Source organism: Agromyces sp. Y575, from assembly GCF_059445445.1.
This window is the reverse complement of sequence record NZ_JCAIUI010000001.1, coordinates 729,909-743,101: the sequence shown is the minus strand read 5'-3', so window position 1 is coordinate 743,101 and position 13,193 is coordinate 729,909. Positions and strand designations below refer to the sequence as shown.

Here is a 13,193-nt window from a genome sequence, read left to right as displayed (position 1 = left end):
GCGCCAGCCCCCGTGGCCGTCGCCTCCGTAGTGTTGGGGTATGAGGCCGGCAACCGTATGGCAGGCGCTGATGCAGCCGCCGTGGCGGTTCCTGCTCAGCCGATGGCCTTGGCGCACGCTCATCTACCTGCTGGCGAGCTCCGCGCTCGGGCTCGTGTTGTTGCCGGTCGTGATCGTCACGCTTCTGCTCCTGCCACTGTGGGGCATCGTCATCGGCGCGATCGAGCGCCGTCGCACCCACATCCTCGGCTTTCCCCGTCAAGCCTCCGGGCACGTGCCCCTCACTCGTGCGCAACGGCATATCTGGTTGGGTGTGCGGATGAACGAGGGCGCGACCTGGCGGGAGACCGCGGCACTGCTTCTCGACCTCGTGCTCGGCTGGGTCGCGCTGGCCGCCCTGTTCGCTCAAGGGCTCTGCCTCGTCGTGTTCGTCTTCATCGGTGTCTCCGGCGCCCGTGGTCTCGCGCAAGTACACCTCTTCGCAGACGTCCGGATCATCGTGGGACCGGACAACTGGTGGCTGGTCATCCCGATCGGCCTGGTCGCGATGTGCCTGATTGCCTACGTCAATGCCTTCGTTGCGGCGGGCCAATCGTCGCTACTGCGTATGCTCTGCGGACCTCGCCCACGTGAGCTCGCCCGAAACGTCGAACGGCTCATCCAGTCGCGTGCCGCGCTGGTCGAGGCGTTCGAGAGCGAACGGCGACGCATCGAGCGCGACCTGCACGACGGAGTACAGCAGGAACTCGTGACTCTCGCTGCCCGACTTGGAATGGTCAGCCTCGAACTCGATGATCTCGCCGCACAAGGGAGCGACACGGAGCTCGCGCGCGGCGCGCTCGATGCTGCTCAAGGCCAGGCCGAGCACGCGATGGCGACGCTGCGCGATACTGTCCGTGGCATCCACCCCGCTGTTCTCACGGACTACGGCCTCCGTGCCGCGCTCAACGAGCTGGCGGACCGCACCCCGGTCCCGATCATCGTCGACATGGCCGAATTCAGTCGGCTCCCGAGCGCGGTCGAGACGGCCGCTTACTATCTCGTCACCGAGGCGATGAGCAACGCCGCCAAGCACACCACCGCCACACGCCTGACCGTTCGAGTCGGCATCGAAGCCGACACACTCGCTGTGGGCGTCACCGACAACGGGCATGGCGGGGCCGATGAGAACGTTGGAACCGGGCTGCGCGGACTCCGCGAGCGAGCTGAGACGCTCGGCGGGCAGTTCACCATCATCAGTCCAGACGGGGGACCAACGACCTTGTACATGGCCCTGCCGATCATTGCGGCGATCTCGGAGCGCGATGCGTCTGCTGCTCGCTGAGGACTCCGCGCTGCTGCGCGAAGCGCTGACTGCCCTCTTGGAACGGCTCGGCCACACCGTCGCCGCCACCGCGGAGACCGCACCTGATCTCCTCGCGAAGTTCGCGCGCCTCGCCGATATCGACGAGCGACCAGATCTCGTTCTCACCGATGTCCGGATGCCGCCCACCAACAGCGACGATGGGCTTCGCGCCGCACTCGAGATTCGGGGCGCGCATCCGACCCAGCCCATCATAGTTCTGTCGCAATACATCGCAGACAACTACGCCCGCGAACTGCTCACACTCCGCGAAGGTGCGATCGGCTACCTCCTCAAGGACCGCGTGAATCGAGTCCGCGACTTCGACGACGCACTCGAAACAGTTGCGGCCGGCGGCACCGTCATCGACCCCGACGTGGTGCAGCACCTCCTCAGCACTACCCAGCCGGGACCGCTCGAAACTCTCACGGCACGAGAGCGCCAAGTGCTCGGCCTCATGGCAGACGGACAGTCGAATGCCGATATAGCCGCCACACTCGTTCTCACCGACGCATCAGTCAGCAAACACATCGGCAACATCTTCATCAAGCTCGGACTCAACCCAGTCGATGAAAATCGCCGGGTCAGGGCGGTCCTGACCTATCTCCAGAACGATCGCCCTTAACTCGCAGCGAGACGGATTCCGGCCTGACTCGTTCCCTGAGAACCCGTTGGGACAAACAGCATGGAGCTGCGGGAAAACGGCTGATCGTTGGCCGGATATGTGGAGGGGATGACGGGAATCGAACCCGCGTGATCAGTTTGGAAGACTGAGGCTCTACCATTGAGCTACATCCCCGCGCACCCGTTCGCGGGCACTGGATCATCGTAGTACACGATGCATCCGTCGCTGTGACGCGCGCCGCAGAAACCGCGCGCGCCGACTACCGCAGCGACGCGATCGAGCGGATCGTGCCGCGCGCGAGACGCATCTGACGCTCGTAGGTTGCTGCGAGAACGACGAGCAGCACGCCCGCGATGCCGAGCCACAGCCACCACCAGACGGCCTCGTAGAGCGCGGTGATCCACGGCCAGAGCTGCACGATCGCGTGGATGAGCAGCACAGTTCCACCGAGGAGGAACGGCGCCTGCAGGCGACGCACGGCGCCGATGACCACGACGGCGACCGCCACGACGCCGAGAGCCACGTTGCGCCAGAGTTCGGGATCGGCGAAGTCGGCGATGAGCGTCGGAATGAGCAGCACCGCGAGTCCCGGCCCGAGTGCCGGCCAGCTGCCGAGCTCGGGGGAGCGGCGCAAACGGAATGCGCCCGCGCCGATGAGCGCGACGCCGACCGACGCCGTGACGAGGTCGAACGGGTCGACTTCGCCCTGCACGAGCGCGATGAGGCCGCCGATGACGAGTACGCCGAGGCTGGTCCAGCCGAGCATCGGCCCAGCGACCGGCTTCGCGGTCGTCGCCGAAGCGGCGATGTGCGCCAGCGCGAGCAGCGGGAACAGCACGGCAGCGCGCACTGTGGGCTCCTCACCGCTGGCAATCGCGAGCACGGTCGGCACGGCGGCGAAGGCGACGGATGCCGCGAGCATCACCTGCCCGAACCACTCGGGCGTCGACCCGGTGCGGGCCCACATCACCGCGATCGTCGCACCGGCGATGAGCGCGACGACCGGCCAGAATTCGACGATGAGCACGCTGTCGGCTGCGCCCGACGCGACGGCAGAAGTGCGCACGAGCGCCGCGCCGGTGACGGCCACCCAACCGGCGCTCACTCCAAGGAGGCGAATGGGCACTCCGCGTGCCGCCTCGGGCAGGAAGATCGCGGCGATCGACACGACGATGCCGATCGAAACGAGCAGCAGAGTGCGAAATTCGGAGTCGCCGCTCGACCCGACGCTGGGCAGCACCGCGATCGCCGCGGCAGCGCCGAAGAGGGCCGTGCGGCCCGTGGCGCGCGAGTCGGCGGTGATTCGCCGCCAGGTGATGAGACCGCCGGTGACGGCCAACGCAGCGGCGAGTGGAAGCGTGTAGGCCTCGACGTTCTCGACGCCGTCACCCGCGAGCCAGGCCCACACCGTGGATACGCCGAGCCCGAGGCTCAGCCAGGCGAGGTGTCGGGTCGGCTTCTGGCCGGCGATCGGGTCGCCGTCGAGCGCGGCCATCACGATCGGCACGGGGGTGAGCAGGAGCAGTACCAGCCACGACGTGTCAGTCGCGAAGGCGCCGGTGAAGCCCGAGACGAGAGCCGTGAGGCCGATGACCCCGACCGCGATGCCCCATGCGAGCCGCGAACTCCCGGTACGCGGCGGCACCAGGTGTGCGAGCGCGGCTGCGAGCAGGCCGGCTCCGGCGAGACCGATGGCGACGAACTCAGCCCCGAAGACGACGTCGACGACGACGGCAGACGTGAACGCGAGGGCGAGCGGGGTCGTCGCGGCGAAGACCGTGCGCAGCACCGCCGGGGTACCGACGCGAAGCCACAGCACACCCGCGACGACGAAGACGATCGCGGGCAGCCAGCGCACAGCGGCATCCGTCTCGAAGGCGAGCGCCCACAGCGCGACGACGGATGCCGCGAGCAGTGGCACGGTGACGGCCAGGCGATCGCCCGTGCTGCCGTTCCGCACAAGTGCGGCGATGGCGAGCAGGGCGGCGCTCACCGTTGCGAGCCACATCCATGGCGAGTTCCACGATTCGAGGAGTCGCCACCCGGCCGCATCGAGCCAGGGAGCGATCGAGAAGACGGAGCCGGCGAAGAGCGTCGTCGCGATCGCAAGGTGCGCCGAGCCGATCGGCGCGCTGACGTGCGCCGCCCAGACGCGACGCGCAAGCACTCGTCCGGCCACGGTGATGGCGATCACGAGGCCAGCCACCCAAGGCCACAGTGCCGAGCTCGAGTAGCCCACGCACCAGGCGAGCGCACCGCCGCAGCTTCCGATGACGATGAGCGTCACGAGGAGGCCAGGCAACATGAAGCGTCGAAGTGCCGCCGCGAGCGCCAATGCGCCGCCCCCGAGTGCAGTCAGGACGACGGCGCACACGACGAGGTTCGGAGCGATCGCACCGGCCACGAGGACACCCGCAAGCCCTGCGCCGATGGGGATGGCCACGAGCATGCGCACCCGGCGCACCAGTGCCGTGATGACGAGTGCACCGACCGCAGCGACGAACGGCACAAGGACGACCACGAGATCGTGCTCCACTGGCAAGGTCACGGATGGTTCGTCGACGGCGAGGCTCCACGGCGGCACGCTCGCCACGAGCCTGGCGGCGATCGCGCCGAGGCCGAGGAACGCTCCGGGTATCGCAGCGGAGACGGCGACGACCACCGCAGCCACGCACGCCCAGAGCGAGTCGCGCGACGCCGGCCCGGTCAGACGCACGCCGGCCGCGAACACGGAGGCCACGACGCCCGCCGCGGCGGGCGCGAGCCAGATCGCGAGATCCGTGTCGAGTTCGGAGACGATCGACACGGTCGGCGCGAGTGCCAGGCTCAGTCCGAACGCTGGCGCGGCGATGCGAGCCCAGATCGGAGACACGTCGTTGCTTCGCAAGCGCACCGCGATCAGTGCGACCAACCACGCCACCGCGACGGCGAGGTAACTCCACAGCTGGTTCCACTGGATGTCGACCAGCGCCCAGAACGCAGGGATCAGCGCGAACGCACCGGCGACGAATCCAGCGCCGAGCACGATCGCGCGCTCGGCGGTGCGCGGCAGCAGTACTGCAACCGACCCGAGCAGCGAAACGGTGAGGAAGCCGAGCCACCAGCCAGTGCCCGGGAGGTCGTCGGGCGCAAGCTCGAACGTCAGCAGGAAGACGCCGACGGGCTCGAGCGCCGCCGCGGCGAAGCCGGTCACGCGGATGCCGCTGACCTTACGCACGCCCAAGAGCACGGCCGCGACGATCAACAGCGCTCCGCCCGTGTACCCGGCGGCGCCGAGGGAGTCGGTGTCGAACAGCCCGTTGGCCCGCACGATCCACACGTCGAGCAACAGCAGCACGATGGCGACGGATGCCACGCCCTCTGCCGTCCCCGGAAGGCCTCGCGCCCGCAACAGCCATGCGACGCCGAGCACCAGCACGCTCGCAATCGCGATGATCACCGAGCGCACCTCGAGGCTCGCCACGAGGTAGGCGACGAAGAGGAACACAACGGCCGTGATCGAAATCAACACGACGCCGAGTGTGAGGAGCAGCACCTGTACGCCGGAGCGACCGGAACGGGTCGAAGCGGGTGCCGTCGGAGCGGAGGGCGCCGTTGAAGCGGCCGTGGGAGGCGGAATGAGCGCACTCGGTGCAGCGGGAACCGCAACCGGAGCCGGAGCAGACGTGAGCGGCGCGGGAACGGCGTGTGCGGCATCCGCTGCTGTCGCACTGACTACCGGATGCGCCGCTGCGGCGACCTGCGCGCCGACCTGCGCCGCGACATCCGTCGTCATGGCTGCGTCGCGGGCCCCTGCCGCCTGAGCGTCACGCATGGCCGAGATCAGCGACTGCCGACTCGCCTCGTCGTCGTACAGCCGTCGCCCAGCAGCGAGCAGCTCTCCAGCCGCGGGAACGGCCAGATCGAGACCGCACGTGTCGCACGCTGCCGAACGCAAGGGGCTGAAGCACGCGGGGCAGAGGGTCGTGTCCACCAGCTGCGCCGGGCCGGACGGCCAGCGTCGGAGGTCGCGTCGGACGACGGAATCGTGGTCGGGCATGCGCACACTCTGCCACGGTGCGCAGTCACGGTGACGATTCATCCACCGCAGCGCGTCGGCTGCCGGAAGGCAAGTGCACAACGAGCGCAAGCGCTGTGCAGTAGACTTTCCGGGGTCCATCCGTCTGACGCATGCCTCGGCATGTCCGTGCGGCTGAATCGACGAGTTGAGTCGCGACTCGGGGCGTAGCTCAGCTTGGTAGAGCGCCCGCTTTGGGAGCGGGAGGTCGCAGGTTCGAATCCTGTCGCCCCGACGAGTTCCAGGACTCGACACGAACTTCCACACAACAGGAGATCTTCCACATGCCGACCACTTCGGTTGAGAAGCTGAGCCCGACACGCGCCAAGCTCACCATCTCGGTGACGCCTGAGGAGCTGAAGCCCAGCATCACCCACGCCTATGAGCACATCGCCGAGCAGATCAATGTGCCCGGGTTCCGCAAGGGCAAGGTGCCGCCGCCCATCGTCGACCAGCGTGTCGGCAAGGGCGCCGTGCTCGAGCACGCCGTCAACGAGGGCCTCGACGGGTTCTACCGCGCCGCCGTCGCCGAGCACGAACTGCGCCCCCTCGGCCGGCCAGAGGCCGACATCGTCGAGTGGCCGAGCGACAAGGACTTCTCGGGCGAGCTGCTGCTCGCCATCGAGGTCGACGTTCGCCCCGAGATCGAACTGCCCGCCTACGACGGCATCGAGCTCACGGTCGACTCCGTCGAGGTCGGCGACGACGAGGTCGGCGAAGAGCTCGAGCGCCTGCGCAGCCGCTTCGGCACGCTCATCACCGTCGATCGCCCGGCCGAGACCGGCGACTTCGTGACCCTCGACCTCGTCGCCATGATCGAAGAGACCGAGGTCGACACGGCGAGCGGCATCTCCTACGAGCTCGGCTCGGGTGAACTGCTCGAGGGCATCGACGAGGCGCTCGACACGCTCTCGGCCGACGAGACCACGACCTTCGCATCGAAGCTCCTGGGCGGCGACCACGAGGGCGAGACCGCTGAGATCACCGTCACCGTCACCGCCGTGAAGGAGCGCGAGCTTCCCGAGGCCGACGATGACTTCGCGCAGATCGCGAGCGAGTTCGACACTCTCGCCGAGCTGACCGACAGCCTCAAAGAGCAGGTCGCACGCAACAAGTCGTTCGGCCAGGGCAACCAGGCCCGCGACCTTCTCGTCGAGAAGCTCCTCGAGCTCGTCGAGGTGCCGGTCGCGCAGGCCGTCATCGACGACGAGGTGCACCGTCACCTCGAGAACGAGAACCGCCTCGAAGACGACGAGCACCGCGCAGAGGTCGCCGAATCGAGCGAGAAGGCGTTCAAGACGCAGATCCTGCTCGACTCGATCGCCGAAGCCGAGGGCGTGCAGGTCAGCCAGGACGAGCTCACCCAGTACCTCGTGCAGGGCGCGGGCCAGTACGGCATGGACCCGAACGAGTTCGTTCAGGCGCTCAGCCAGAACAACCAGATTCCGGCCATGGTCGGCGAGGTCGCGCGTAACAAGGCGCTCGCGATCGCGCTCGGCAAGGCGAAGGTGTCGGATGCCGCGGGCAAGCCCGTCGATCTCTCCGAGTTCACTGCTGTTGCCGAAAGCGAAGCCGAAGCAGAGGCCGAAGTCGTCGACGAAGCTGAAGAGATCGTCGAAGAGGCCGAAGCCCCCGAGAAGCCCGCGCCGAAGAAGCGTGCGCCGAAGAAGGCTGCCACTGACGATGACGCTGCCGAGAAGCCCGCGCCCAAGAAGCCCGCGCCGAAGAAGCGTGCGCCGAAGAAGGCTGCCGCTGCCGATGACGCTGCCGAGAAGCCCGCGCCCAAGAAGCGCGCAACGAAGAAGACCGCAGAGTAGTTCCGCATGAGCGAAGGGGCCGGGCGAGTTCGCCCGGCCCCTTCGCTCATTCCGTTCCCTTCCGACGACGGTTTCCGGCATGGAGGTCGGATTCGGGGTGTCCTCCACGCCGCAGAACGTCGTCGGAGCAGTTGAGAGGTGCGCGCATGAGCGATTGGCAGCAGCGGGTCGACGCCGTCTGGGCGGAAGCAGACCAACTCGGTGACGACGAGGTGATCCGCCGCATCGACGCCATCGCGGCCGAGCGGCCGGCAGATGATCCGCTCGCGCTCTTCGAGCGTGCGGGTTCGCGTGACTCCGCAGGCCGCGAAGCCGACGCCGAAGTGCTGTACCGTGATGCCCTCGCGAACGGCCTCGCCGGTTCTGAACGCGTGCAGGCCCACGTCCAGCTCGCCTCCACGATCCGCAACCTCGGGCGGCCGCTCGAGGCGATCGCCCTCCTCGATGCGATCGAGCCCGACGCAGCGGAACTGCACGATGCCGTCGTCGCGTTCAGGGCTCTCGCCCTCGTCGATGCGGGCGACGCTCGTCGTGCGGCATCCGACGCTCTCTCGGCCCTCGCGCCGCACCTGCGGCGCTACCGCGTCTCGGTCGCTGCGTACGCCGCGGAGCTCGCGGCATCCGCCTAGGGCGAACAGCCCTGTTCGCGTGCGTTGCACCGGATAGATTCGAGTGAACGCGACAACGGAAACGGAGCGACACATGGCCGAACCGACACCAGGCACCGGTGTTTTCGATCGACTGCTGAAGGACCGCATCATCTGGCTTGGCTCCGAGGTGCGCGACGACAACGCCAACGAGATAGCGGCGAAGCTGCTGCTGCTCGCCGCCGAAGATGCCAAGAAAGACATCTTCCTCTACGTCAATTCACCGGGCGGGTCGATCACGGCCGGCATGGCGATCTACGACACGATGCAATTCGTGCCGAACGACATCGTCACGGTCGGCATCGGCATGGCCGCCTCGATGGGGCAGCTGCTCCTCACCGCCGGCACCAAGGGCAAGCGGTACATCACTCCCAACGCGCGCGTGCTCCTGCACCAGCCGCACGGCGGCTTCGGCGGCACCTCGAGCGACATCCAGACGCAAGCGCAGCTCATCCTCGACATGAAGAAGCGACTCGCCGAGATCACCGCAGCGCAGACCGGCAAGACCGTCGAGCAGATCAACGCCGACGGTGACCGCGACCGTTGGTTCAGCGCACAGCAGGCACTCGAGTACGGCTTCGTCGACCACATCCGCGAGTCGGCACTCGACGTCGCCGGCGGCGGCGGAACCCAGGCGTAGGCACTCGAGAGAAGAGAGAACGAGCGAATGAACATCCCTGCTTTCGGTGGCACCGCCTTCAACGGCGTCCAGGCGCCGGGCTCGCGCTACATCCTGCCGACCTTCGAGGAGCGCACTGCCTACGGCTACAAGCGCCAAGACCCCTACGCCAAGCTCTTCGAGGACCGCATCATCTTCCTCGGCGTGCAGGTCGACGACGCATCCGCCGACGACATCATGGCGCAGCTCCTCGTGCTCGAGTCGATGGATCCCGACCGCGACATCATCCTCTACATCAACTCGCCCGGTGGCTCCTTCACCGCGATGACGGCGATCTACGACACGATGCAGTACATCCGTCCGCACATCCAGACGGTCGTACTCGGCCAGGCTGCGTCGGCGGCGGCGGTCATCGCCGCTGCAGGCACGCCCGGCAAGCGCCTGGCACTGCCGAATGCGCGCATCCTGATCCACCAGCCGGCGATGGGGGAGGCCGGGCACGGCCAGGCATCCGACATCGAGATCCAGGCGGCCGAGATCCTGCGCATGCGCGGATGGCTCGAAGAGACGCTCTCGCGTCACTCGAACCGCACGCAGGAGCAGGTCAACACCGACATCGACCGCGACAAGATCCTCTCCGCGGCTGAAGCCCTCGAGTACGGTCTCATCGACCAGGTGCTCACTTCGCGCAAGAGCCTCCCGGCGATCACGCGATAACCTCGCAGCGTGGTGAACGCGGCGGATGACTGGCTGAACGACAGCCGCGCCATCCGTCGCGTTTCGCTGTATTCGGATGCCGCGATCGACCGCGGTTCCTGGCCGGCGACGATTCCCGCGGTCGCCCAGCTCATCGGGGATGGCGGCATCGAGTTCGCGCCAGGACTCACCTTCCTCGTCGGCGAGAACGGCAGCGGCAAGTCGACCCTGCTCGAGGGCATCGCGACGGCCTACGGGCTCCCGCCAGAGGGCGGCAGCAACAACGGCGGGCGATCCACCAGACCGAGCGAATCGCCGCTCGGCGACTGGCTGCGAATCGAACGCAGTCCTTCGGCGCCGCGATGGGGCTTCTTCCTGCGGGCAGAGACGATGCACGGCTACTACAGCTACCTCGAGGCGCTGCCCGGCAGCCCCGACCAGCATCTGCACTCGATGAGCCACGGCGAGTCGTTCAACGACCTACTCGACAACAAGTTGAACCACTCGCAGTACCTGGCCGGCCTCGTCTGCCTCGACGAGCCAGAGGCAGCCCTCTCGTTCGCCTCCATCCTCAGCTGGATCGCCGGCCTCGACCGCATGGTGTCGCGCGGCACGCAGGTCATCTGCGCCACCCATTCGCCGATCCTCGCCTCGGTGCCCGGCGCCACGATCCTCGAGCTGGGGGAGTGGGGCATCCGCGAGACCACCTGGGAGGAACTCGAGCTCGTCTCGCACTGGCGTCTGTACCTCGATGACCCGAAGCGGTATCTGCGCCACCTGCTCGACTGATCGCCGCAGTTCGCGACCGGCGAACCGCTGGGCGTGTCGAATCCGACCGGCTACCCTCGATCGGCCCGATCTCGGGCTAGGCTCGGAACAGACTCGTTGACAGGGAGGGTTTCGATGGCACGCATCGGAGAGAGCGCCGACCTGCTCAAGTGTTCCTTCTGCGGAAAGAGCCAGAAGCAGGTGCAGCAGCTCATCGCCGGACCCGGCGTCTACATCTGCGACGAGTGCGTGGAACTCTGCAACGAGATCATCGAGGAGCGGCTCGCCGAGGCCGGCGAGACCGAGGCAGGCGAGTTCGAGCTGCCGAAGCCGAAAGAGATCTTCGGATTCCTCGAAGAGTACGTGATCGGTCAAGAGGCTGCCAAGAAGGCGCTCGCCGTCGCGGTCTACAACCACTACAAGCGCGTTCGCGCGCGCACGACGCTCACTTCGGCAGACGCGCGCGACGATGTGGAGCTCGCGAAGTCCAACATCCTGCTGATCGGCCCCACGGGCTGCGGCAAGACGTACCTCGCGCAGACCTTGGCCAAGCAGCTGAACGTGCCGTTCGCCGTGGCCGACGCCACAGCCCTCACCGAGGCGGGGTATGTCGGTGAAGACGTCGAGAACATCCTCCTCAAGCTGATCCAGGCCGCCGACTTCGATGTGAAGCGCGCCGAGACCGGCATCATCTACATCGACGAGGTCGACAAGATCGCGCGAAAGGCCGAGAACCCGTCGATCACGAGGGATGTCTCGGGTGAGGGCGTGCAGCAGGCGCTCCTGAAGATCCTCGAGGGCACCGTCGCATCGGTGCCGCCGCAGGGCGGGCGCAAGCACCCGCACCAGGAGTTCATCCAGATCGACACGACGAACGTGCTCTTCATCGTGGCCGGCGCATTCGCCGGGCTCGAAGACATCATCTCCTCGCGCGCAGGCAAGCGCGGCATCGGATTCGGTGCCCCGCTGCACAACAAAGAAGACGAAGCCGACATCTTCAGTGAGGTGCTGCCCGAAGACCTCCACAAGTTCGGCCTGATTCCAGAGTTCATCGGCCGGCTGCCGGTCGTGGCGACCGTGACGCCCCTCGACAGCGAGGCGCTCATGGAGATCCTCACCGTGCCGAAGAACGCGCTCGTGCGCCAGTACCAGCGCATGTTCGAGCTCGACGGCGTCGAACTCGACTTCGAAGAGGAGGCGTTGCAGGCGATCGCCGACCTCGCAGTGCTTCGACAGACCGGTGCGCGCGGCCTCCGCGCGATCATGGAGGAAGTGCTCGGACCGATCATGTTCGAGGTGCCCTCTTCGACGGGTGTCGCCCGAGTCGTCGTCACCAAGGCCGCTGTGCTCGACAACGCAGCCCCCACGATCGTGCAGCACAAGCCGCGTCGCGCTGAGAAGTCGGCGTAGAACTCGTTCGAGCGAGCACCGGCCATCTTCCATACCGTCGTCGCGGGCGTCATCGCGGCCATCACCGGGTTCGCGAGCTCGTTCGCCCTGGTGATCGCGGGACTCCTCGCCGTCGGCGCGAGCGAGACGCAGTCGGCTTCAGGCTTGTTCGCACTGTGCATCGCGACCGGCGTCACGTGCGTCCTCCTACCGATCATCACCCGGATGCCTGTCTCGTTCGCCTGGTCGACACCCGGTGCGGCATTGCTCGTCGCGGCGGCCGCCACCACCCAGCAGTTCGCGGCGGCGATCGGCGCGTTCATCGTCTGCGGTGTGCTCATCGTGCTCTCGGGCTTGTGGCCCGCGCTCGGGCGTGCGATCACGAGCATCCCGAAGCCGATCGCGAGCGCGATGCTCGCCGGCATCCTCTTTCCGATCTGCGTCGCGCCCGTCTTCGCGGCCGTCGAACAGCCGGCGATCGCGATTCCGATGGTGCTCGTCTGGCTGCTGCTCGCCCGCCTCGCGCCTCGCTGGGCCGTTCCGGCAGCGATGCTCGTGGCGGTGATCGGCATCGCGATGATCGCGGGTCCGGCTGTGCTCGGCAGTGATGCCGTCGGGCCGCAGCTCGAGTTCGTCGCACCGGTCTTCGACCCGTTCGTCATCGTGAGTCTCGGGTTGCCGCTCTTCATCGTGACGATGGCCGGCCAGAACGTGCCGGGGTTCGCGGTGATGTCGACGTTCGGCTATCGCCTGGCGCCTCGGCCCGTGCTCGTGACGTCGGGCGTCGCATCGGTGGCTGCAGCTTTCGCCGGCGGACACGCCATCAACCTCGCAGCTATCACCGCGGCGATCATGGCGAGCCCCGAGTCGAATCCCGATGCGGGGCGCCGCTGGGTCGCCACGCTCACCTCGGGGGTCGTCTATCTCGTGCTCGGCGCAGGGGCGGGGCTGGCTGCCGCTGTGGTGCAGGCCTCACCGCCGGTCATCATCACGGCGGTTGCCGGGCTCGCGCTGCTCGGCGCTCTGGTCACCTCCGTCACGGGGGCACTCGAAGATCCGGGGCAGCGCATCACCGCGATCGGCACCTTCCTCGTGACCGCGTCGGGAGTCGCGGTCGCCGGGATCGGCTCGGCGTTCTGGGGGCTCGTGGTGGGCGGCATCCTCATGCTCTGGTTGCGTCCGCGCAGTCGCGACAGGAACGCGAAGGCCAGCGAAGCGCGCTGAACGGCGCGG

Annotated in this window: 10 protein-coding genes and 2 tRNA genes; 10 read left to right on the top strand and 2 right to left on the bottom strand. The window is 67.5% G+C overall.

All coding sequences use genetic code 11. From position 1 onward, the window contains the following. Nucleotides 1–40: 40 nt before the first annotated feature. Nucleotides 41–1,324 carry a sensor histidine kinase gene (locus AC1C2U_RS03590; protein ID WP_495360337.1) on the top strand — a complete coding sequence of 428 codons (1,284 nt, stop codon included), beginning with the start codon at nucleotides 41–43 and terminating at the stop codon, nucleotides 1,322–1,324. Beyond that, nucleotides 1,305–1,967, top strand: a complete 663-nt coding sequence (locus tag AC1C2U_RS03585; RefSeq protein WP_495360336.1) for a response regulator transcription factor — start codon at nucleotides 1,305–1,307, stop codon at nucleotides 1,965–1,967. The genes AC1C2U_RS03590 and AC1C2U_RS03585 overlap by 20 nt, the downstream gene beginning before the upstream one ends. Nucleotides 1,968–2,067: 100 nt before the next feature. Here AC1C2U_RS03585 and AC1C2U_RS03580 read toward each other — a convergent pair. Together AC1C2U_RS03580 and AC1C2U_RS03575 are read right to left on the bottom strand one after the other, a co-directional pair. Further along, nucleotides 2,068–2,141, bottom strand: a tRNA-Gly gene (locus tag AC1C2U_RS03580). An 85-nt stretch (nucleotides 2,142–2,226) separates the two neighbouring features. Then, nucleotides 2,227–6,006, bottom strand: a complete 3,780-nt coding sequence (locus AC1C2U_RS03575) for an SCO7613 C-terminal domain-containing membrane protein (protein ID WP_495360335.1) — start codon at nucleotides 6,004–6,006, stop codon at nucleotides 2,227–2,229. 179 nt (nucleotides 6,007–6,185) lie between these two features. Here AC1C2U_RS03575 and AC1C2U_RS03570 point away from each other — a divergent pair. The 8 genes from AC1C2U_RS03570 to AC1C2U_RS03535 all read left to right on the top strand — a co-directional run bounded on the left by AC1C2U_RS03570 (nucleotide 6,186) and on the right by AC1C2U_RS03535 (nucleotide 13,184). Beyond that, nucleotides 6,186–6,259 (top strand) — tRNA-Pro (locus AC1C2U_RS03570). A 49-nt stretch (nucleotides 6,260–6,308) separates the two neighbouring features. Further along, nucleotides 6,309–7,841, top strand: a complete 1,533-nt coding sequence (gene tig, locus AC1C2U_RS03565; RefSeq protein WP_495360334.1) for a trigger factor — start codon at nucleotides 6,309–6,311, stop codon at nucleotides 7,839–7,841. Between the two features lie 146 nt (nucleotides 7,842–7,987). After that, entirely contained in the window at nucleotides 7,988–8,470 is a 483-nt protein-coding gene (locus AC1C2U_RS03560) for a tetratricopeptide repeat protein (protein ID WP_495360333.1), read from the top strand. Between the two features lie 73 nt (nucleotides 8,471–8,543). Next, nucleotides 8,544–9,128, top strand: a complete 585-nt coding sequence (locus AC1C2U_RS03555) for an ATP-dependent Clp protease proteolytic subunit (RefSeq protein WP_495360332.1) — start codon at nucleotides 8,544–8,546, stop codon at nucleotides 9,126–9,128. 27 nt (nucleotides 9,129–9,155) lie between these two features. Beyond that, complete coding sequence (locus tag AC1C2U_RS03550; RefSeq protein WP_495360331.1) at nucleotides 9,156–9,824, top strand: ATP-dependent Clp protease proteolytic subunit; 669 nt, start codon at nucleotides 9,156–9,158, stop codon at nucleotides 9,822–9,824. Nucleotides 9,825–9,833: 9 nt separating this feature from the next. After that, the gene (locus AC1C2U_RS03545; RefSeq protein WP_495360330.1) at nucleotides 9,834–10,592 is read left to right on the top strand and encodes an AAA family ATPase; all 759 of its coding nucleotides are present in this window, start codon (nucleotides 9,834–9,836) and stop codon (nucleotides 10,590–10,592) included. 114 nt (nucleotides 10,593–10,706) lie between these two features. Further along, nucleotides 10,707–11,981: an ATP-dependent Clp protease ATP-binding subunit ClpX gene (gene clpX, locus AC1C2U_RS03540; protein ID WP_495360329.1), complete on the top strand. Its 1,275-nt coding sequence runs from the start codon at nucleotides 10,707–10,709 to the stop codon at nucleotides 11,979–11,981. 24 nt (nucleotides 11,982–12,005) lie between these two features. Beyond that, nucleotides 12,006–13,184: a benzoate/H(+) symporter BenE family transporter gene (locus tag AC1C2U_RS03535; protein WP_495360834.1), complete on the top strand. Its 1,179-nt coding sequence runs from the start codon at nucleotides 12,006–12,008 to the stop codon at nucleotides 13,182–13,184. Nucleotides 13,185–13,193: the final 9 nt, after the last annotated feature.

Bases quoted from the DNA above. Each gene is read 5' to 3' on its own strand.
- tig (WP_495360334.1), top strand. From the start codon at position 6,309: ATGCCGACCACTTCGGTTGAGAAGCTGAGCCCGACACGCGCCAAGCTC.
- AC1C2U_RS03555 (WP_495360332.1), top strand. From the start codon at position 8,544: ATGGCCGAACCGACACCAGGCACCGGTGTTTTCGATCGACTGCTGAAG.
- AC1C2U_RS03550 (WP_495360331.1), top strand. From the start codon at position 9,156: ATGAACATCCCTGCTTTCGGTGGCACCGCCTTCAACGGCGTCCAGGCG.
- AC1C2U_RS03560 (WP_495360333.1), top strand. From the start codon at position 7,988: ATGAGCGATTGGCAGCAGCGGGTCGACGCCGTCTGGGCGGAAGCAGAC.
- AC1C2U_RS03585 (WP_495360336.1), top strand. From the start codon at position 1,305: ATGCGTCTGCTGCTCGCTGAGGACTCCGCGCTGCTGCGCGAAGCGCTG.
- clpX (WP_495360329.1), top strand. From the start codon at position 10,707: ATGGCACGCATCGGAGAGAGCGCCGACCTGCTCAAGTGTTCCTTCTGC.
- AC1C2U_RS03590 (WP_495360337.1), top strand. From the start codon at position 41: ATGAGGCCGGCAACCGTATGGCAGGCGCTGATGCAGCCGCCGTGGCGG.
- AC1C2U_RS03575 (WP_495360335.1), bottom strand. From the start codon at position 6,006: ATGCCCGACCACGATTCCGTCGTCCGACGCGACCTCCGACGCTGGCCG.